The organism is Pseudomonas sp. TYF_14 (genome assembly GCF_043105275.1).
In the GTDB taxonomy this organism is placed as follows: Bacteria; Pseudomonadota; Gammaproteobacteria; order Pseudomonadales; family Pseudomonadaceae; genus Aquipseudomonas; species Aquipseudomonas alloputida.
The window spans coordinates 17,744-36,187 of sequence record NZ_JBICLK010000046.1 but is presented as its reverse complement, the minus strand read 5'-3'; the positions used below and the strand labels follow the sequence as shown (position 1 = coordinate 36,187).

General features: G+C 62.8%; 18 protein-coding genes. 10 read left to right on the top strand and 8 right to left on the bottom strand.

Features of this window, described 5'->3' with window-relative positions; translation table 11 throughout:
- Window positions 1–18: 18 nt before the first annotated feature.
- Window positions 19–2,163 carry an ATP-dependent DNA helicase DinG gene (gene dinG, locus ACF8O8_RS13165; protein WP_003254889.1) on the bottom strand — a complete coding sequence of 715 codons (2,145 nt, stop codon included), beginning with the start codon at window positions 2,161–2,163 and terminating at the stop codon, window positions 19–21.
- Between the two features lie 98 nt (window positions 2,164–2,261).
- Between dinG and ACF8O8_RS13160 the strand changes: the two genes are divergently transcribed.
- Window positions 2,262–2,726 carry a CopD family protein gene (locus tag ACF8O8_RS13160; RefSeq protein WP_392509811.1) on the top strand — a complete coding sequence of 155 codons (465 nt, stop codon included), beginning with the start codon at window positions 2,262–2,264 and terminating at the stop codon, window positions 2,724–2,726.
- A gap of 116 nt (window positions 2,727–2,842) precedes the next feature.
- Here the strand turns inward: ACF8O8_RS13160 and ACF8O8_RS13155 are convergent, their stop codons facing one another.
- The 3 genes from ACF8O8_RS13155 to ACF8O8_RS13145 all read right to left on the bottom strand — a co-directional run bounded on the left by ACF8O8_RS13155 (window position 2,843) and on the right by ACF8O8_RS13145 (window position 4,718).
- Window positions 2,843–3,118, bottom strand: a complete 276-nt coding sequence (locus ACF8O8_RS13155; protein ID WP_003254892.1) for a DUF1145 domain-containing protein — start codon at window positions 3,116–3,118, stop codon at window positions 2,843–2,845.
- A 98-nt stretch (window positions 3,119–3,216) separates the two neighbouring features.
- Window positions 3,217–3,936, bottom strand: coding sequence for an OmpA family protein (locus ACF8O8_RS13150; RefSeq protein WP_049588526.1), 720 nt, complete (start codon window positions 3,934–3,936; stop codon window positions 3,217–3,219).
- Window positions 3,937–4,025: 89 nt separating this feature from the next.
- A complete protein-coding gene (locus ACF8O8_RS13145; RefSeq protein WP_010952284.1) occupies window positions 4,026–4,718 on the bottom strand; it encodes an OmpA family protein in 693 nt (230 codons plus the stop codon).
- 159 nt (window positions 4,719–4,877) lie between these two features.
- Here ACF8O8_RS13145 and ACF8O8_RS13140 point away from each other — a divergent pair, with 159 nt between their 5' ends.
- The 4 genes from ACF8O8_RS13140 to ACF8O8_RS13125 are packed head-to-tail and all read left to right on the top strand — an operon-like array spanning window position 4,878 to window position 6,532.
- Entirely contained in the window at window positions 4,878–5,372 is a 495-nt protein-coding gene (locus ACF8O8_RS13140) for a DUF6231 family protein (protein ID WP_392509810.1), read from the top strand.
- Between the two features lie 2 nt (window positions 5,373–5,374).
- A complete protein-coding gene (locus tag ACF8O8_RS13135) occupies window positions 5,375–5,851 on the top strand; it encodes a YchJ family protein (RefSeq protein WP_003254897.1) in 477 nt (158 codons plus the stop codon).
- A gap of 2 nt (window positions 5,852–5,853) precedes the next feature.
- Window positions 5,854–6,327: an LEA type 2 family protein gene (locus ACF8O8_RS13130; RefSeq protein WP_020191309.1), complete on the top strand. Its 474-nt coding sequence runs from the start codon at window positions 5,854–5,856 to the stop codon at window positions 6,325–6,327.
- A gap of 7 nt (window positions 6,328–6,334) precedes the next feature.
- Window positions 6,335–6,532 carry an SEC-C metal-binding domain-containing protein gene (locus ACF8O8_RS13125; protein WP_060489328.1) on the top strand — a complete coding sequence of 66 codons (198 nt, stop codon included), beginning with the start codon at window positions 6,335–6,337 and terminating at the stop codon, window positions 6,530–6,532.
- 167 nt (window positions 6,533–6,699) lie between these two features.
- Here the strand turns inward: ACF8O8_RS13125 and ACF8O8_RS13120 are convergent, their stop codons facing one another.
- From ACF8O8_RS13120 to ACF8O8_RS13105, 4 genes are read right to left on the bottom strand one after another with little or no spacing between them, the layout of a single operon-like run.
- Window positions 6,700–7,602 carry a pyridoxal-phosphate dependent enzyme gene (locus tag ACF8O8_RS13120; protein WP_010952276.1) on the bottom strand — a complete coding sequence of 301 codons (903 nt, stop codon included), beginning with the start codon at window positions 7,600–7,602 and terminating at the stop codon, window positions 6,700–6,702.
- On the bottom strand, window positions 7,599–8,810 hold the full coding sequence (locus tag ACF8O8_RS13115) for an MFS transporter (RefSeq protein ID WP_392509809.1): 1,212 nt from the start codon (window positions 8,808–8,810) through the stop codon (window positions 7,599–7,601). The genes ACF8O8_RS13120 and ACF8O8_RS13115 overlap by 4 nt, the downstream gene beginning before the upstream one ends.
- Window positions 8,807–9,595 (bottom strand): alanyl-tRNA editing protein, encoded by a 789-nt coding sequence (locus ACF8O8_RS13110; RefSeq protein WP_010952274.1) that lies wholly within the window; start codon window positions 9,593–9,595, stop codon window positions 8,807–8,809. Before ACF8O8_RS13110 ends, ACF8O8_RS13115 begins: the two co-directional genes overlap by 4 nt.
- On the bottom strand, window positions 9,592–10,305 hold the full coding sequence (locus tag ACF8O8_RS13105) for a serine O-acetyltransferase (RefSeq protein WP_172835037.1): 714 nt from the start codon (window positions 10,303–10,305) through the stop codon (window positions 9,592–9,594). Before ACF8O8_RS13105 ends, ACF8O8_RS13110 begins: the two co-directional genes overlap by 4 nt.
- Before the next feature lie 172 nt (window positions 10,306–10,477).
- On the opposite strand from ACF8O8_RS13105, the gene ACF8O8_RS13100 reads away from it, so the two are divergent.
- The 5 genes from ACF8O8_RS13100 to ACF8O8_RS13080 all read left to right on the top strand — a co-directional run bounded on the left by ACF8O8_RS13100 (window position 10,478) and on the right by ACF8O8_RS13080 (window position 18,390).
- Entirely contained in the window at window positions 10,478–11,818 is a 1,341-nt protein-coding gene (locus tag ACF8O8_RS13100; RefSeq protein ID WP_010952272.1) for a PLP-dependent aminotransferase family protein, read from the top strand.
- A gap of 103 nt (window positions 11,819–11,921) precedes the next feature.
- Window positions 11,922–14,363, top strand: coding sequence for a penicillin acylase family protein (locus tag ACF8O8_RS13095; RefSeq protein WP_010952271.1), 2,442 nt, complete (start codon window positions 11,922–11,924; stop codon window positions 14,361–14,363).
- A gap of 126 nt (window positions 14,364–14,489) precedes the next feature.
- On the top strand, window positions 14,490–15,506 hold the full coding sequence (locus tag ACF8O8_RS13090; RefSeq protein WP_392509808.1) for a ligase-associated DNA damage response exonuclease: 1,017 nt from the start codon (window positions 14,490–14,492) through the stop codon (window positions 15,504–15,506).
- The gene (locus tag ACF8O8_RS13085; protein WP_010952268.1) at window positions 15,503–17,161 is read left to right on the top strand and encodes an ATP-dependent DNA ligase; all 1,659 of its coding nucleotides are present in this window, start codon (window positions 15,503–15,505) and stop codon (window positions 17,159–17,161) included. Before ACF8O8_RS13090 ends, ACF8O8_RS13085 begins: the two co-directional genes overlap by 4 nt.
- Before the next feature lie 113 nt (window positions 17,162–17,274).
- Window positions 17,275–18,390 (top strand): succinylglutamate desuccinylase/aspartoacylase family protein, encoded by a 1,116-nt coding sequence (locus ACF8O8_RS13080; RefSeq protein WP_010952267.1) that lies wholly within the window; start codon window positions 17,275–17,277, stop codon window positions 18,388–18,390.
- Window positions 18,391–18,444: the final 54 nt, after the last annotated feature.

The following is an 18,444-nucleotide window of genomic DNA, read 5'->3' as shown; positions in this document are numbered from 1 at the left end:
GCGCAAGTGCTCCGGCGATCAGGAAATTTCCCGCCGAAACGGCGGCAGCGCATTGAGAATAGCCTTGCCGTAGCGCTGCGTGACCAGGCGCCGGTCAAGCAAGGTGATAACGCCGCGATCCTGTTCGGTACGCAGAAGGCGACCGCAGGCCTGGATCAGCTTCAACGAGGCGTCAGGCACGGCAATTTCCATGAACGGGTTACCGCCACGTGCCTCGATCCACTCGGCCAGCGCAGCTTCGACCGGGTCGTCGGGCACTGCAAAGGGAATCTTGGCGATGACGACGTGCTCGCAATACGCACCCGGCAGGTCGACACCTTCGGCAAAGCTGGCCAGGCCGAACAGCACGCTGTGCTGGCCATCGTCGACCCGCGCCTTGTGCTTGTTCAGGGTTTCCTGCTTTGAAAGGTTGCCCTGGATGAGCACCAGCTTGCGCCAGTCACGGTCCAGACCATCAAACACATCCTGCATCTGCTTGCGTGACGAGAACAACACCAGCGCGCCACGGGCATCTTCGACGATGTTCGGCAGTTCGCGGATGATCGCCGCGGTGTGCGCTGCTGCATCGCGTGGGTCGGCCTGCAGGTCGGGGACCCGCAACAGGCCGGCATCGCCATGCACGAACGGGCTGGGCACCACGCAGGTGACTGCGTCGCGCGGCAACCCCGAACGCATGCGAAAACGGTCGAACTTGCCCAGCGCGGTCAATGTCGCCGAGGTCACCAGCGCGCCGTGGGCCACGCTCCACAGGCTGCGCCGCAGCATATCGGCGGCGAGGATGGGGCTGGCGTTGACTTCGATGTCGAACAGCGCGCCACTTTCGGCCAAGGTCAGCCAGCGCGCCATGGGCGGGCTGTCTTCCGGGTCTTCGGCGGTGAAGGCCGTCCACAGCTCCCAGTTGCCCTGGGCACGGGTGACCAGGCTGCCGAACAGCGGATACCACTCTTCGGCCTGATGGCTGGCGATGCCGATATTGACCTCGCCGTCCATGCCTTCCTTGAGCAGGTCAGCCAGGCGGGTGAACAAATCGTTGAGGCGGGCAAAGCCCTTTTTCAGTTCGATGCCCACTTCACGAATCTGCTCCGGCACCACCCCACCCTCGAAACGGTAACGCGGGCGCTCACGGCCTTCGGTGTCCTCGCTGGGACGGAAGTCAGCCACCTGTTCACAAAGGGTGAACATGAACTGCTGCTGGGTGCGTACTTCTCGTGCCAGCTCCGGCACCTGCTCGATGTACTTGCCCAGGTCGCCAGGCAGCGGATGCTGGGCCAGCAATTTGGTCAGGTTCTTGGCGGTCTGCTCCAGCCAGTCGGCGGTGGAACGCAGCCGCGAATAATGGGCGAAATGGCCGATCGCCTTGTCTGGCAGATGATGGCCTTCGTCGAACACGTACATGGTATCGCGCGGGTCAGGTAACACCGCACCGCCACCCAGGGCCAGGTCGGCCAGAACCATGTCGTGGTTGGTGACGATCACATCGACCTTGCCCATGCCTTCGCGGGCCTTGTAGAACACGCACTGCTGGAAGTTGGGGCAGTGGCGGCCGGTGCACTGGCTGTGATCGGTGGTCAGCCGTGCCCAGTCCTGGTCTTCCAGGGCCTCTGGCCAGCTGTCACGGTCACCGTCCCAGCGGTTGCCGGCAAGCTTCTCGATCATGCTGTTGAACAGCTTCTGGCTGCGCTCGTCGACTTCGATGCGGAAGCCTTCTTCCTCGAACAACTGGGCCGTGGCTGACTGGGCGTGGCCTTCCTGCAACAGGATGTCGAGCTTGGACAGACACAGATAGCGGCCACGGCCCTTGGCCAGGGCGAAGCTGAAGTTGAGGCCGCTGCTGCGCATCAGGTCGGGCAGGTCCTTGAAGACGATCTGTTCCTGCAGGGCCACGGTGGCCGTGGCGATCACCAGGCGTTTGCCGGCGGCCTTGGCAGCCGGGATGGCCGCCAGGCTGTAGGCTACCGTCTTGCCGGTACCGGTGCCCGCTTCCACGGCCACCACGGCAGGCTCGCCAGCGCGGCGGCCTTCATCGTCGCAGGCTATGTCGCCAAGCACTTTGGCCACTTCGGCGATCATCAGGCGCTGCCCATAGCGCGGCTTGAGGCTCTTGGCTTCGAGAAAACGCGAATAGGCGCCCTGGATAGTGGCTTTGAGTTCGTTGCTGATCATGGTCTGCAGGCGCCCGGAGGGCTGGATATATTTTCAGTGTTTCGCATGGGGCGGCTATCATACCCCGCTATTGCCCTTTCTGCCGCATGGAGATCCGAATGCTCGCCTTTGCCCTGCCCTACACCCTGCATGTTCTGGCCGCACTCGTATGGGTCGGCGGCATGTTCTTCGCCTGGCTGGTGCTGCGCCCGGCAACGGTTGTAGCCCTTGAAGGGCCTGCCCGCCTGCGCTTGTGGGTGGAAGTTTTCCGACGCTTCTTCGGCTGGGTCTGGCTGGCGGTGGCGATTTTGGCGATAAGTGGTATCGGCATGTTGCACATGCGCTTCAGCGGTTTCGAGACGGCGCCCCGGTACGTGCACGTGATGATCGGTGGCGGGATCGCCATGTTTGCCTTGTTCATGCGCATTCAGGCGTTGCTGCTGCCGGAATTGAAGGCAGCGGTGCAGGCCGAGGACTGGCCGACGGGTGCGGCGGTACTGGGGCGCATTCGGCGGATGGTGGGGGTCAATCTGCTGCTGGGGCTGGCCGTCGTTGCGGTGGCCAGTTCGCGACTGGTGATCTGACAGGCGCTGCGTGCAAACAGCAGTGAAGCAGGTGCCACGATGGATGGCACCGGCGTTGCCAGTGTTCGCGGGCAAGCCCGCTCCTGCAAGGGATCGCAGCGAGAGACGCTGCAAGATCAGTTCACCCGCGGCGCCTCCCGCGGACGGGGAATGGACATGACATGGAAGATTCCCGTCAACAGGATTTGCAAACGGTCAAACCAACGGTGACTGCGCCCGCGCAGGCTGCGATTGAAGAACAGCACTTCAAGCAGGTGCAGGCCAAACAAGACGATGCCTGCGGCATTGATCAGCAGATTGAAGGGCAAGGGTTGTGGCATCAGCTGATTGAACAGCACCACCCCCCAGAAAGCGACCGTCAGGACCTTGCCCAGGCCCAGGATGAACTTCATACCACGCCCCTATGGATGGTTGTCATGTCGAGGTGGCCTGATCGAGCAAACCGTGCGAACAACATTAACGGCAATGCCCAGGCAGGCGCCAGCACCACTCAGTTGAGGTGCAGCTCCACCCGTCGGTTGCGCGCGCGGCCCTCCTCGGTTTCGTTATCGGTAACCGGTTCGCTTTCCCCACGGCCCTGGCTGGTGACCTTGCCCATCTCCAGACCCTGGCCGATCAGGTACTCGGCAACGCTGCTGGCGCGGCGTTCGGAAAGTGCCTGGTTGTAGCTGTCGGAGCCCACACTGTCGGTGTGCCCGATCACACGAACCTTGGCCACCGTCGGTGAATTGAGCTTCTCCACCAGGCCTTGCAGGCGTTGCTGGGCCGCCGGCGTCAGTTCGGCGGAGTCGAAGGCGAACATCACCGCGCCGTTGTCATCGAGCGTGATCACCTCTGGCGAGGGTTCGGGTGCACTGGCAGGTGGCGCGGCCGGGTACTGTTTCAGTGGGCAGCCCATGTGATCGACCGCCGTGTTGGCCGGGGTCTCGGGGCAGTGATCGCGCCGGTCGAAAATGCCGTCACCATCTTCGTCACCGTCCTGGGCGTAACAAATCAGCCCGCCGGCGATGGCGCCCAAGGCGCCACCACCGGCGGCCCAGGAAGAACTCTCGATGGCACCAAGGCCACCACCGACCAAGCCGCCCAGCAGGCTGCAGATGGGCCAGGTCCTTTGATTGAGGGGCGCGCTGCCATCGCTGTGCGTAGCGCAGCCCGTGAGCAGGCTGGCAGCCACCAACAGCGGCAAAGCCGCCTTCGACGTCACACTCATGCTGAATGCTCCTGTGTCATTGGCCACAAACGGCTGGCCGGCATGAAGACGCGCCCGTGCCACTGCTCGAGGCACGGGCGCCTGCCGTCTTACCGCTGGATCTTGATCTCGGTACGACGGTTCATGGCACGCCCTTCGGCCGTGGCGTTGTCTGCCACCGGCTGGGTTTCACCCGCACCGACCACCGAAACGAAGCTGCTGCGCGGCACACCGCTCTCGACCAGGTAATCGGTCACCGAATGGGCACGTCGCTCGGACAGTTTCTGGTTGTAGCTGTCGGAACCGACGCTGTCGGTATGGCCGCTGACGCTAAGGCGGGCAGAGGGCGCTTCCTGCTTCAGGCGCGTGGCAATGGTATTGAGGCGCTCTTTGTCACTGGCCGTCAGGCGCGCAGAATCGAACTCGAAGTGCACATCGCGGATGACAATGACTTCTTCCTTCTGCACCACCACTTCTTCGACCACCGCAACCGGCTCAGGCGGGCATCCGTTGGCATCGACCTGCACACCACGCGGGGTGCCAGGGCACTTGTCACGGCTGTCTGGCACGCCGTCGCCATCCTCGTCGCCATCGCCATGGGCCCAGCAATAGCCCGCCGCCAGGCCACCGCCCAGCAACGCACCCCAGCCAGCCCAGCTGGAGCTTTCGATGGCGCCCAGGGCGGCGCCGCCTACACCCCCGACGGCGGCACATTTCGGCCAGTCGGTTTTTTGCAAACCTGCACAACCAGTCAACACACTGGTGAGCAGTACCAGGGGTAACGCTGTGCGTACTATGCTCATTTCATTGCTTCTCCTAGGGGGAATCGGCATAAGGCCGATCTCTGGGAGTAAAGACCGCGCATTCCAACCCTGCCAGCAATAAGCTACGACACGGTCACATGCCTCTTTGCCCGCACGCCGCAGCCCGCTAGTCTTGGATGACTTGAACGAGGAATGGCAATGACCGAAGGTTTCTCCAAACGCACCCCGCAACAGGCCCTGGCAGCCCTGCTCGAGCGCTTCACTCCACAACGGCTGCTGCTGGTAGGTACGCGCTTTCCGGCGCTGGACGCCTTCGCCCAGGCACACCCCCAGGTCACCATCAACACCGCCGCCCCTGGCCCGCTGCCGGCCGAACTGGCCGCCAAGCGCTTTGACCTGGCGGTACTGGTGGACTGCCTGGAACACTTGCCCAAGCGCACCGGCCTGGAGCTGCTCGGCGGTATTCGCAACCTCAATGCCAGCCGGGTTGCAGTGCTGGCCGACCTGGCTGCCTGCGGCTGGCAGGACACCGACTTTTTCGCCCTGGCCATGTCGGCCAGCGAGAAATTCTGCCGTGACCCACAGGTTTTGAGCCTGTTCACCTATGATCTACATGACTATAAGCAGGTCCCGGACTGGCTCAATGCCAGGTTCTGGGCCAACCCTGAAAACTTCGGCAAGTACTGGTGGTGATGATGAGTGTCTCGGTCTGCCCTTGTGGCAGTGGCAACCTGCTTGACGCCTGCTGCGGGCATTACCATGCCGGTACCCCGGCACCGGATGCCCAGGCCCTGATGCGCTCACGCTACAGTGCCTACGTGCTGGGCCTGGTCGACTACCTGGTAGCCACCACCCTACCAGCCCAGCAAGCCGGCCTGGACCGTGCTGCCATGGCCGACTGGAGTGCACAGAGCACCTGGCTGGGCCTGGAGGTGGAAAGCGCAGAAGTGCTGGGCGGCCAACCCGAGCACAGCTTCGTCACCTTCACCGCGCGCTGGCACGACCAAGACGGCGATCATCAGCACCGCGAACGCTCGGCGTTCGTCCAGCATGCCGGTCGCTGGTACTTCATCGACCCAACGGTCGGGCTGAAGGCCGGGCGCAACGACCCCTGCCCCTGCGCCAGTGGGCACAAATTCAAGAAATGCTGCGCCAGCTACGTAGGGAACTGAACATGATCAAGCGCACCCGTCTGCTACTGCTCGGTGCGCTGCTGGCATGGCTGACGGGCTGTGCCAGTTGGGGCGAGGACTGGCGCGAGCCCGAAGTGCATCTGGTCGAGGTCGAAACGGTCAAGGCCAGGTTGCTGGAACAGGAGTTCGTCTTGCACCTGCGGGTCGACAACCCCAATGACAGCCGCCTGTTCATTCGCAACGTGTCGTATGCAATACGCCTCAATGACCTGCTACTGGTGCAGGATGAAGCCAGCGTATGGCGCAGCGTGGGCGGGCATGCACGGCGCACTTTCAAGATCACCGCACGAACCAACCTGTGGCAGCACCTGAAGCCACTGGCCAAGCTGCTCAGAAGCAAGCAGCCGCTGCGTTACTCCCTGCAGGGCGAACTGGCGACCGGGTTGCTCATCCATCGGGACCTGCACATCTCGCGCAGTGGTGAGATAATCCCCGACGATTACATACCGGAGTGACCCTGCAATGTCCCAACAACCCCACGTTCATGGCCCTGACTGCAACCATGGCCATGATCACCACCACGACCACGGCCATGTACACGGCCCGCACTGCAACCACGGCCACCAGGAGCCGGTACGCAACGCCCTGAAGGACGTTGGCCGTAACGACCCGTGCCCGTGCGGTAGCGAGAAGAAGTACAAGAAGTGCCACGGCGCCTGATCGACTGACGCGATAAAAATCTGAGAGATGGCTCGAACACTGTGGGAGCGGGCGCGCCCGCGAACACGGGCGAAGCCCGTGCCATCCACAGCGTCGCCTGCTTCGCGGGCTTGCCCGCTCCCACAGTTACCGTGCCAGCCTCTGGATCATGAGCCTGACACAGGTGGCTACGCGGCCTTTCGCCGGTTTGCCCCCAACAGGTCCTGGTACCAGAGGCCGGCATCATAGGCGATGGTCACCAGGGTGGTCTCGACATACCGCGGGTGCTGGGCCATGCGCTGGGCAACCGCCAGGCAGGCAGCGGCTGTATTACCGACAAAAATGCCACTCTGCATGTAGAACCAGCGCTGTGCGGCCAGCATTTCTGCATGTTGCACCTGGGCCCGCTCGTCCACCAGCGACCAGTCCATGAACGGCGGGCAAACGCCCACGGCCATGCCTTCAAAACGATGGTCGGCGAACACGCCAGCCCTCGAATCGCAGCCATTGGGATCGACCAGTACCGTCGACACGTCGAAGCCATGGTCCTTCAGCCCCAGGGTGATACCCGTGAAACTGGCGCCAGTACCCGCACAGCCCACGAACAGGATCTGCCGCCCTGCCCCGGCGTTGGTCAGTTGCACGGCCAGTTCACTGGCGGTCTGATAACGATGGGCTTCGATGCCCACCGGGTTGTTGAACTGGTCGGTGTAGAAGTATGACTTGCCCAGCGCGGCCTGGTTATCCAGGTGATGCATCACCACGTCCTTGGGTGTGGCACCGGCCATCAGCATTTCCTTGCCGATCAGTCGGGCACCGAAACACTCCAGCAGATCCCGCTTGGTCTGGCTGAAGCTCAGCCCCACCGCCAGCTCTACGGCGACCTGGTACTTGTGGCAGGCCGCCAGCAAGCCAAAGCCGAAGCTGCCACCGGTTTTTTCGATGACGGTCGTCACCCCGGGAATGATCTCACCCTTGCGCACGGCATGTTCGACGATCCGCCGCGCCGCCCGATATTTGTGGCTACCGCCCGGGTTGTTCATTTCCAGCTTGGTGTAGATACGATCGCTGACACTGATGAGCTCGCTCATTTGCGGCTACCTTCCATTGAAGTTTGCAGGCCGACCTTGTTCTGCAGCAGGCCGGCAGTGGCAACCAGCAGCCCCAGGCAGAGGACCATGCAGATGGCGTTGGTACCGTCCCAGCCGACCGAGCTGAGCAACAGCGAAGGGCTGAATGCGCCGAGGGTGGCAAAAATGGCAATGGCCAAGTCGTTCTTGCCCTGCATCTGCATCGCTGCCGGGCTGTTCTGCAGCGACTGGGCCAGCAAGGCACCTCCGCCTACGTAAGTGAGGTTCCAGCCCAGCCCGAGGGCAATCAGTGCCAGGGTCATCATGGCGTAGCTGTGCGACCAGATATTCATCGCCGAGCAACCGATCAACAGGGCCAGGCCCGCGCAAATGGTGGTCTTGATACCCAGCCGCTGGATGATGGCGCCGGTGAAGAACGACGGGGCAAACATGGCAATCACATGCCACTGGATCGCCAGGCGGACGTCAGTGAAGTCCTCGTGCATGTGTTTCATGTGCATCGAGGCCTGGATCATCAGCAGGTTCATGATCCCGTAGCCCAACGCAGCGACAGCCATTGCCACAACCACGCTCGGGCCTGCCGGCTCGGCACGGACACTGGCCGGCTTTGCTGCGCTGTTGACCGCGCTGGCCATACCGGCATCGTTGGGCAGGCAAAGCGCAATCAACAATGAAAGCAACGCCAGGCCGACAAACGCGGCATAACACAGCGAAAACAGTGGGTAGCCACCCACGTCACGCAGCCACTCGGTAAGCGTCGGCCCGACGACAGCCGCGATGACCCCGCCCGCCACGACCAGCGAAAGCGCCTTGGGCTTCAAGGCCTGGGAAAGATTGTCGGTTGCCGCGAACCGGTTGAAGTTGGCGAACGCGATGTACACACCCAATGCAGAGTGGCTGAGGACCAGCGTTGGAAAATGGTGGTGCTCCACCGCCAGAAAGCCGCTGACGCCAGACAGCGCCAGGGGAATCGCGCCCAGCATGAACGCCTTTTTACGGCCGATGCGGCTCATCAGCCTGGAGACCGGATAAGTTGCCAGCATCAGGCACAGAAACTGGAACCCGTACGGCACCGTGGACCATGCGGCATCAGGCGCCAGCGCAGCCCCGACAATGGCCGCCATCGTCACCGACATCACGGCAGTCGTCAGGTTGATCGACTGTGCCGTGAAGTACAGGTACGTGCGCCGCGGTAACGTGCTGTTCATAATGCGTGCTCGTGATAAGTGGACAGGTCGATTTCGGCCTCGGGGAACACGCAGATCAGCCGTTCCTTGCCTTTACCCAGGCGTTTGCGCTTGACGCCAAGGCGCCCGATGCGCCGAGGCGAATCGAGGTGCGTGCCACCGCACGGGATTTCGATGCCGTTGTAGGTCCACAAACGCGCGTCTTCCAGGCCTTGAACCGCGTAGTGCTCGATGGGCGCATCGCAGCCGATCAGTTCATTCGCCCGTCGTTCTATTTCAAGTACGTCTTCAGCCGTGAACGCGTCCTCGACCAGGAAGTCGAAACGTGCCGTGTCCTCCTTGATATGGCAGCCGATAGTCCATTGCTTCAATTCTTCACGCAGCCCGATGGCGGCGGCATACAGAAAGTGGCTGGCACTGTGAGACAACGTCAGCCGTTCGCGCCGTTCGATATCGATAGTGACGCGGGCCGGCATGCCTACCGTGACTTCATCCAGCAAGTGCAAATCATCAGGGTGCAGGCTGTGAATAATGATGCCGCCCAGTTTTCCACCTTTGAACCCTTCCAGGCGAATAGGGCTACCGTAGAGTTTTTTAACCCAGACGAATCGCACGGTACCCACCGGTAATTCAATGGTGCCGAAGTCCGCTTCCTGGCCGCCCCCTTCTGGATAGGCCACCGTACTCAGCAACTCGATGCCGTCACTGTGCACCCGCGCTACTTGCGTATTCGCGCCCGCCAAATACTGGTCTTTGTAATACAGTTTCTCGGTATTTCTTAAAACTTCATAGTTCAGAGCGTTCATGATTCCAATACCACCTGCAATGATGTTTTAACCTGTACCCGGGCAGCGGCCGGGACGTCTTTGGTAACAATGCAGCCCGGCCCGATAAACGCACCGTCACCGACATGAATTGCGCCCAGCACACTGGCGAAAGCGCCGATCTGCACCCGGTTACCCAACGTCGGATGCCTGGGGCTCGAGGGGTTGTCACTGATACCGCGGGCGCCCAGGGTTACGCCGCCAAGCACGTAGCAATCGTCACCAATGGTCGACGTTTCACCAATGACGGTGCCCATGCCGTGATCGATGATGAAGCGCGCACCAATGCGGCTGCGGAAATGGATCTCCGCCCCCGAAAGCATTTTTCCGCGCCTGGAGATCATGGCGGCCAGGCATTGACCGCCGGCGCCGTAGGTCGCGGCGCTATTGTTGTAAATCCAATGGGCAAGCCGATAATGCAAAACCGCAGAATAAGAGGTGTAGGTTTTTGCAATGAATACCAGGTCGCGGCCGGCAGCCGGATCTTTCATGGCAAATGCCTGTAAATCGGCATGTGCCTGTTCAGTCACAGTTTCTATGATCGGTGTTTCTTTCAGTGCTTCGAACTCGACGATTGAACAACACTCCAATAAAGCCGAGGTCACAAGATTCTTTACAACTTTGAATGACTCCAGTTCGTCAGGGACAGGAAGCCTGGCAATGACGGCTGATTGCATGTCCATTGGGTGCATGGGCTTGATATCCAGTTGTCTGGTCTGCACAGACGCTAAAAGTGCCGCCTTTGTTGGCAGCCGAAAGTTCCGACACAGGGATATTGGCATGTGCTGGCCATTTGCAAACGAACAGTCGACAAGCATTTCCGTTAACTGTTAGGCTTTTTTTTCTAACGGTTTCGGACCTGCCATGATCCCCTGCAGCCTTCATCACCTTTTGAAACAACGCCTGGATGCAGGCGAGTGGTTGCCCGGGCAACGCATGCCCTCCATCCGCAAGCTGACCGCTGCAGTGGACTTCAGTTACCACGACGTCGTGTCGGCCTACGCCCAGCTGGTCAGCGAAGGTGTGTTGACGGCATCACCCGGGCGAGGCTACTTCGTGGCAAACCGCGCCCGGCAAACCAGCGTGATCCACGAACCCGAATGCATGGCCGGCGACCCGCTGTTCCGGCTGCTGCAGGGCGGCCAGCACTTCACCAAGCTGGGCAGCGGCTGGCTGCCCCCAGCGTGGCGCGACACCGAACTGCTGGCCAAGGCGATTCGTCGCACGGCGCGGCTGGAGCAGAGCTCGCTGGCAGAGTACGGCGACATCCAGGGATACCTGCCCATGCGCAAACAGCTGTGCGTGCACATGAAACGGCTAACCCGTGTCGAAGTCCGCCCCAACCAGTTGCTGACCACACTGGGGGCCACGCAAGGCCTGGACCTGGTTGCACGGTTGCTGATCAAACCGGGCGACCACGTGTTCGTCGACGAGCCGGGCAACGGCAACCTGATCAAGCTGATCCAACTGGCTGGCGGACACGTCGTCGGCATTCGGCGGACCCAGGACGGGCCGGACGTGGAAGAAATGAGAAGCCACCTGGCCAGGCACAAGGTCAAGGCGTTTTTCTGCAACAGCACCTTCCACAACCCGACCGGCAGCAACATCAGCCCGCACAACGCCTTCAGCGTCCTGCGCCTGGCGGTGGAGCACGAGTTCTTCGTGGTCGAGGACGACGTTTATGGGGACTTCAGCCCTGCTGTGCGCCAGACCTTTGCCGAGCTGGACAACCTTGACCGGGTTATCTACATCGGCAGCTTCTCCAAATGCCTGTCGGCCTCGCTGCGCGTGGGGTTCATTGCCTGCTCGCAAGACCTGATCGAGCCGCTCACACGCCTTAAACTGCTGACCTGCGTCGCTGTCCCCGCGTTTTGCGAACGCTTCGTCAACACCATATTGTCGGATGGCACGTATGCCCGGCACATGAAAGACGTGCAGCAGCGCCTGATCCGCCAGCAAGTGCAAACCCAACGCTTGCTGCTCGAGCGCGGCTGGCAGTTCGACATTGCACCGCAAGGGGGTATGTTCCTCTGGGTATACCACCCGGACCTGCCCGACCTGCAACCTTTCGTGCGTAAACTGGAGCAACACAAGATCCTGCTGATGCCCGGCTCTGCATTCGCGGTGAGCCGTGACTACCAACGCTACACGCGCATCAATTGCACGCATTTTTCCGACGCCTTGGCCGAGCACTTCGAGGTTTGACCCGGCGCAATCAAATAAACCGACCTGGGACCTTGCACGGCGCCTGCGCGCTTACTACCTTAGCGCCTTTCCAAACCAGCCTCGCCTTGCAGGAGCCCTTGCCATGGCCGCCCCCGCCTTTCCTCCCTTCCGCCTGCGGTTCGCAACCGCTGCCACCCTGCTCGGCATGCTCGGGCTGGCCGGCTGCCAGACGGGCGGCTATCAGGACAGCGTGCCACCGACCAGCGGCGTGCAGCCGCTCAAAGGCCTGGCACAGAATGTTTCGGTACGGCGCAATGCCATGGGCGCGCCGCTGATCGAAAGCAGCAGCTTCCATGATGCGCTGTTCAGCCTGGGCTATGTGCACGCCGGCGACCGCATCGAACAGATGGTCGCCATGCGCCTGCTCGCCCAGGGCCGCCTGGCCGAACTGGCCGGCAGCGAGGCGCTGGATATCGACCGCCTCATGCGCGCCGCCAACCTCAAGCAGAGTGCCGCCCAGCAATACGCCGACGCATCGCCACGGCTCAAGCGCTTCTTCGAAGTGTACGCGCGCGGGGTCAACGCCTACCTGTTCCGCTACCGCGACAAGCTGCCAGCAGGCCTGGCCAGTAGTGGCTATCGCCCCGAATACTGGAAGCCTGAAGACTCGGCGCTGATCTTCTGCCTGTACGCGTTCAGTCAGTCGGTCAACCTGCAAGAGGAACTCAGCGCCCTGACCCTGGCGCAGAAAGCCGGTAGCGACAAGCTGGCCTGGTTGCTGCCCGGGGCCCCGGACGAGCCGTTGGCCGAAATGGAAGTGGACAAGCTCAAGGGCCTGAACCTGGCCAGCCAGTTGCCGGGGCTGCCAGCCCTGGCGGCTGCCAGCCAGAAGCTGGCCGACCTCGACCTGCTCGGTAGCCCGGGGTCGGCCAACCTGGCCCTGGGTCCGCAGCGCAGCCGCAGCGGCAAGAGCCTGCTGGCCAGCGACAGCCGCGCCGCCTGGGCCTTGAGCCCGGTACAAATCAATACCAGCAAGTACCAGGTTGCCGGCCTGTCCTTGCCGGGGCTGCCAATTGTGCTGGCCGGCTACAATGGCAAGCTGGCCTGGAGCAGCAGCGCGGTCATGGCCGACAATCAGGACCTGTTCCTCGAGCAGCTGCGCCGCCAAGGCAGTCAGCTGAGCTACCTGGCCGATGGTAAATGGCTGCCGGCCCGCGCCCGCAGCGAAACCTACTTTGTACGTGGCCAACGCCCCGTGCGCGAAGTGATGTACGACACCCGCCACGGCACCCTGCTGGCCCAGCCAGAAAACGCCAGCCTGGGCCTTGCGCTGAACCTGCCCCAGTTCAAAGGTGATCGCAGCCTGGATGCCCTGTTCGACCTGACGCGGGCCAAGAACGTGGAGCGGGCCTTCGACAGCACACGTGAAGTGACGGCTGCTGCCGTCAACTTCGTTTTTGCCGAGCCTGAGCACATCGGCTGGCAAGTCAGTGGCCGCTACCCCAATCGCCGCGAAGGCCAGGGCCTGCTGCCCTCGCCGGGCTGGGACGGGCGTTACGACTGGGACGGCTATGCCGACCCGATGCTGCACCCGTACGACCAGGACCCACCCGCGGGCTGGATCGGCCATGCCAACCAGCGCAGCCTGCCGCGCGGCTATGGCATGCAGCTGTCCAGCACCTGGTACTACCCCGAGCGTGCCGAACGACTGGCACAGCTGGCCGGCAACGGTCGCCACGACAGTCGCAGCCTGATGGCCCTGCAGAACGACCAGGTGACCTTGCTGGCCAACAAGCTCAAGCAGATGTTCGACGCACCCGGCATGGCCCAGCCACTGAAGCAGGCAATCGACGCCCTCCCCGCCGGGCAGCGCGACAAGGCCCGCGACACGCTGGCCCGGCTCAAGGCCTTCGATGGCCGCCTGAGCCCGGTGTCGGCCGATGCCGCGCTTTACGAGTTGTTCCTGCAGGAGGTCGCTCGACAGACTTTCCTCGATGACCTGGGCCCGGAGTCTGGCCCGGCCTGGCAGGCATTCGTCGGCAATGCACGTTTGTCATTCTCGGCGCAGGCCGATCATCTGCTGGGCCGCGATGACAGCCCCTTCTGGGATGACCGCAACACGCCACAAAAAGAAGACAAGCCCGCCATCCTCGCCCGCAGCCTGGCGGGCGCAATGGAGGCCGGTATCGCACAGCTGGGGGCCGACCGACGCACCTGGCAGTGGGGCAAGCTGCACCAGTACCGCTGGCCGGCACCGGCCTACCATGGCCTGGGTGATGCGATCAGCCGTTCGCCGCTTGCCGCAGGCGGCGACTTCACTACCCTGGCCCTCACACCATTCGCCTGGGGCAGCGACTTCGACACGCATCTGCCAGCCTCGGCACGGATGATCGTCGACTTCGGCCAGGCCGAACCGTTGCAGATACTGACCAGCAGCGGCCAGTCCGGCAACCCGGCCAGCGCGCATTACCGCGATGGGTTGGATGCCTGGTTCAAAGGGCGCTTCATGAGCCTGCCACTGCAACAGCAGAACTTCGGCAGGGCGTATGGCAACCAGCGGCTTACATTGGTGCCGGGGCGGTAACGGCATTCTTCAGGGGCGCATGAGGGGGCTTGATGAAGTTTTTCAGCAGCTCCCTCCCAAATCCATCCGAACTAACGTCCAGCACCATGCCTCTTAACGGGTAACCCCAGAACCAGTGCCCGTGCCATGGACCTCGTCATCGCCCGCCCCGAAGGCCTGTACTGCCCGCCCGGAGATTTCTACATCGACCCCTGGCGGCCCGTGGAGCGGGCTGTCATTACCCATGGCCACGGCGACCACGCACGCACCGGCAATGGCCATTATCTGACCGCCAGCCCCGGTGCCGGCATTCTGCGCAGCCGCCTGGGCCAGGACATCAATCTGCAGACCCTGCCCTACAGTGAGCGCCTGCTGCACCACGGCGTGACGTTGAGCCTGCACCCGGCCGGGCACGTGCTGGGTTCGGCACAGGTGCGCCTGGAGTATCGAGGTGAAGTCTGGGTTGCATCCGGTGACTACAAGGTAGAACCCGATGGCACCTGTACGCCCTTCGAACCGGTGGCGTGCCACACCTTCATCACCGAGTCTACCTTCGGCCTGCCGATCTACCGCTGGCCAAGCCAAAGCGAGATCTTCGCCAGCATCAATGCCTGGTGGCGGGCCAACAGTGAACAGGGCAAGGCCAGCGTGCTGTTCTGCTATGCCTTCGGAAAGGCCCAGCGGATTCTGCATGGGCTGGATGCCAGCATCGGCCCGATCCTCGTGCATGGCGCCATGGAGCCGCTCAACCGGGTGTACCGGGATGCCGGCATCCGTCTGCCGGAAACCCGCTACGCAGGCGATATTCCGCGCAACGATCCACTGCTGCGCCAGGCACTGGTCCTGGCGCCCCCGTCAGCCGGTGGCAGTAGCTGGATGCGCCGTTTTGGCGATTACAGTGATGCCTTCGCCAGCGGCTGGATGCTGCTACGCGGCGCCCGCCGGCGGCGCGGCGTGGACCGGGGCTTTGTGCTGTCCGACCACGCCGACTGGCCTGGCCTGCTCTGGGCCATTGGCCAGACCGGTGCCCAACGGGTGATGGTCACTCACGGCTCGGTCGAGGTACTGGTGCGCTACCTCACCGAACAAGGCCTGGATGCCCGCGCCTTCGTCACCGAGTATGGCGACGAAGACGATGTGCCCAACACCGCCCCCTCGCCATGAAAGCCTTCGCTACGCTGTTCCTGCGCCTGGACGCGACCACCTCCAGCAATGCCAAGCTCGAGGCACTGCGCGACTACTTCGACATGGCGCCCGCCGAAGATGCTGCCTGGGCGGTGTATTTCCTGGCCGGCGGGCGCCCACGCCAGCTGGTGCCCACCCGCCTTCTACGCGAACTGGCGACGACGCTGGCTGGCCTGCCGGACTGGCTTTTCGAAGAAAGCTATCAGGCCGTGGGCGACCTGGCCGAGACCATTTCGCTGCTGCTGCCGCTGCACGCCGATGGCAACGAGGAAGGCCTGGCCACCTGGGTGGAACAGCACTTGCTACCCCTGCGCGGGCTGACGCCTGAGCAAGTCCGCCAGCGCCTGCCGCCGCTCTGGGCCCGGTTGGACCGTGCCAGCCTGATGCTATGCCTGAAGCTGATCACTGGCAGCTTTCGCGTGGGCGTGTCAAAGCTGTTGGTCACCCGCGCCCTGGCGCAACTGGCCGGGCTGGACGCCAAACGCGTGGCCCAGCGCCTGGTCGGCTACACCGATATAGGCCATCGCCCGACTGCAGCCAGTTACCAGAGGCTGATCGCCCCAGAGTCCGCCGATGAACACAACCAGCGTGGCGGCCAGCCCTACCCATTCTTCCTGGCTCATCCGCTGCAAGTGTCCAGCGATCAGTTCGATACCCTGCTCGGACCACCAAGCGATTGGCAAATCGAATGGAAGTGGGATGGCATTCGGGCGCAAGTGGTGAAGCGCGATGGCCAGCTGTGGGTTTGGTCACGCGGCGAAGAACTGGTTACCGAGCGCTTCCCCGAACTGCATGGCCTGGCACAGACGTTGCCCGATGGAGTGGTGCTCGATGGCGAGATCCTGGTCTGGAAACCCGGTGAAACCGAAACGGAACTGGCCGTGCAGCCTTTCGCCTTGCTGCAACAGCGCATCGGTCGCAAAACGCTGGGCAAAAAACTGCTGAACGATGCGCCGGTGGTGCTGCAGGCCTACGACCTGCTGGAGTGGCAGGGCGAGGACTGGCGCAGCCGACCGCAGCACGAACGCCGAAGCCAGCTGGAACACCTGGTGGATGAACATCCACTTGCCCCCGTGCTGTTGTCGCCTCTGCTGCAAGGCCCGGACTGGGCCGACCTTGCCCGCCAGCGCGAACAGTCACGCAGCCTGGGCGTGGAAGGGCTGATGCTGAAGCAACGCGAGGCCCTGTACGGTGTGGGGCGCACCAAGGACATGGGCATCTGGTGGAAGTGGAAGATCGACCCTTTCAGCGTCGATGCGGTGCTGATCTATGCCCAACGCGGCCACGGCCGCAGGGCCAGTCTGTACAGCGACTACACCTTTGCCGTATGGGATGCACCGGCAGGTACCCCTGGTCGGGCGTTGGTGCCCTTTGCCAAGGCCTATTCAGGGCTCAGCGACGAAGAAATGCGCAAGGTCGACGCCATCATCCGCAAGACCACGGTGGAAACGTTCGGCCCGGTGCGCAGTGTCACTCCAACGTTGGTGTTCGAGCTGGGCTTCGAAGGCATCGCCCTGTCCCGGCGCCACAAAAGCGGTATTGCCGTGCGCTTTCCGCGCATGCTGCGCTGGCGGCTGGACAAGCCGGTGGAAGAAGCAGATGACCTGGCCACCTTGCAGGCACTACTGGCCTGAAAAAGTTTGCGATGCCCGACTGCTGCAGGATGAGGCGCATTCGCTGAAACTATGCTTCTATTTTTGAGCCGACCCGTGTCGCAGACCGTTTTCGCCACGCAGCCAGGACCAACATGCACCATTCAACCCACGACCTGCTCTCCCCCGTACCGGGGATCACCCGCCAATTGCACAGCTTCCACTTCGGCCCCCGCAGTGGAGGCAAAGTCTATATCCAGGCCTCACTGCACGCCGACGAGCTGCCGGGCATGCTGGTAGCCTGGCACCTCAAGCGCCGCCTGGCCGAGCTGGAACAGCAAGGCCGACTGCAGCGCGAGATCATACTGGTGCCGGTGGCCAACCCGGTGGGTTTGGAGCAAGTGCTGCTGGATGCACCATTGGGGCGTTTTGAACTGCAAAGCGGCGAGAACTTCAATCGCAACTTCGTCGACCTGTCGGACAGCATCGGCGACCAGATCGAAGAACACCTTACCCAGGACCCGACGCACAACCTTGCACTGATCCGCGAATACCTGCGCCGCGGCCTGGACGCACACCCGGTCCGCACACCCCTGCAAGCCCAGCGCCTGATACTGCAGCGCCTGGCCTGCGATGCCGATATGGTGCTGGACCTGCACTGCGACTTCGAAGCAGTCGAGCACCTGTACACCACACCCGATGCCTGGCCCCAGATCGAACCCTTGGCCCGTTACCTGGGCGTCCAGGCCAGCCTGCTGGCAACCGACTCGGGCGGGCAGTCGTTCGATGAATGTTTCAGCCTGGTCTGGTGGCAATTGCAGCAACGTTTCGGCAAACGCTTCCCGATCCCGCTGGGCTGCTGCTCGGTCACCGTGGAGCTGCGTGGCCAGGCGGATGTCAGCCATGATCTGGCCAGCAAGGACTGCCAGGCGATCCTCGACTTCCTGACCCACGCAGGTGTCATCGAAGGCACCAGCGCCCCCCTGCCCGCGCTGTTACGCCACGCCACCCCGTTGGCTGCGGTGGAACCTGTGGCAACGCCACTGGGCGGGTTGCTGGTTTACCACGCCAAACCGGGCCAGCACCTGGAGGCCGGCCAACTGATCGCCGAAGTCATCGACCCACTCAGTGACCGAGTCACCCCCCTGCGCAACAGCCAGCCGGGGCTGCTGTATGCGCGTAGCGTCCGGCGCATGGCCACCGCTGGCATGGTCATCGCCCATGTGGCCGGCGAACAGGTATGCCGCAGCGGCTACCTGTTGGCCAATTGATCCGGTAAAACCATTGCAGCCGGCAAGTGGTCTGTAGAAGCACAGCCTTCGAAG

Bases quoted from the DNA above. Each gene is read 5' to 3' on its own strand.
- ACF8O8_RS13110 (WP_010952274.1), bottom strand. From the start codon at position 9,595: ATGAACGCTCTGAACTATGAAGTTTTAAGAAATACCGAGAAACTGTAT.
- ACF8O8_RS13090 (WP_392509808.1), top strand. From the start codon at position 14,490: ATGGACCTCGTCATCGCCCGCCCCGAAGGCCTGTACTGCCCGCCCGGA.
- ACF8O8_RS13135 (WP_003254897.1), top strand. From the start codon at position 5,375: ATGAGTGTCTCGGTCTGCCCTTGTGGCAGTGGCAACCTGCTTGACGCC.
- ACF8O8_RS13105 (WP_172835037.1), bottom strand. From the start codon at position 10,305: ATGCACCCAATGGACATGCAATCAGCCGTCATTGCCAGGCTTCCTGTC.
- ACF8O8_RS13125 (WP_060489328.1), top strand. From the start codon at position 6,335: ATGTCCCAACAACCCCACGTTCATGGCCCTGACTGCAACCATGGCCAT.
- ACF8O8_RS13160 (WP_392509811.1), top strand. From the start codon at position 2,262: ATGCTCGCCTTTGCCCTGCCCTACACCCTGCATGTTCTGGCCGCACTC.
- ACF8O8_RS13080 (WP_010952267.1), top strand. From the start codon at position 17,275: ATGCACCATTCAACCCACGACCTGCTCTCCCCCGTACCGGGGATCACC.
- ACF8O8_RS13150 (WP_049588526.1), bottom strand. From the start codon at position 3,936: ATGAGTGTGACGTCGAAGGCGGCTTTGCCGCTGTTGGTGGCTGCCAGC.
- ACF8O8_RS13155 (WP_003254892.1), bottom strand. From the start codon at position 3,118: ATGAAGTTCATCCTGGGCCTGGGCAAGGTCCTGACGGTCGCTTTCTGG.
- dinG (WP_003254889.1), bottom strand. From the start codon at position 2,163: ATGATCAGCAACGAACTCAAAGCCACTATCCAGGGCGCCTATTCGCGT.
- ACF8O8_RS13095 (WP_010952271.1), top strand. From the start codon at position 11,922: ATGGCCGCCCCCGCCTTTCCTCCCTTCCGCCTGCGGTTCGCAACCGCT.
- ACF8O8_RS13100 (WP_010952272.1), top strand. From the start codon at position 10,478: ATGATCCCCTGCAGCCTTCATCACCTTTTGAAACAACGCCTGGATGCA.
- ACF8O8_RS13130 (WP_020191309.1), top strand. From the start codon at position 5,854: ATGATCAAGCGCACCCGTCTGCTACTGCTCGGTGCGCTGCTGGCATGG.
- ACF8O8_RS13120 (WP_010952276.1), bottom strand. From the start codon at position 7,602: ATGAGCGAGCTCATCAGTGTCAGCGATCGTATCTACACCAAGCTGGAA.
- ACF8O8_RS13145 (WP_010952284.1), bottom strand. From the start codon at position 4,718: ATGAGCATAGTACGCACAGCGTTACCCCTGGTACTGCTCACCAGTGTG.
- ACF8O8_RS13085 (WP_010952268.1), top strand. From the start codon at position 15,503: ATGAAAGCCTTCGCTACGCTGTTCCTGCGCCTGGACGCGACCACCTCC.
- ACF8O8_RS13140 (WP_392509810.1), top strand. From the start codon at position 4,878: ATGACCGAAGGTTTCTCCAAACGCACCCCGCAACAGGCCCTGGCAGCC.
- ACF8O8_RS13115 (WP_392509809.1), bottom strand. From the start codon at position 8,810: ATGAACAGCACGTTACCGCGGCGCACGTACCTGTACTTCACGGCACAG.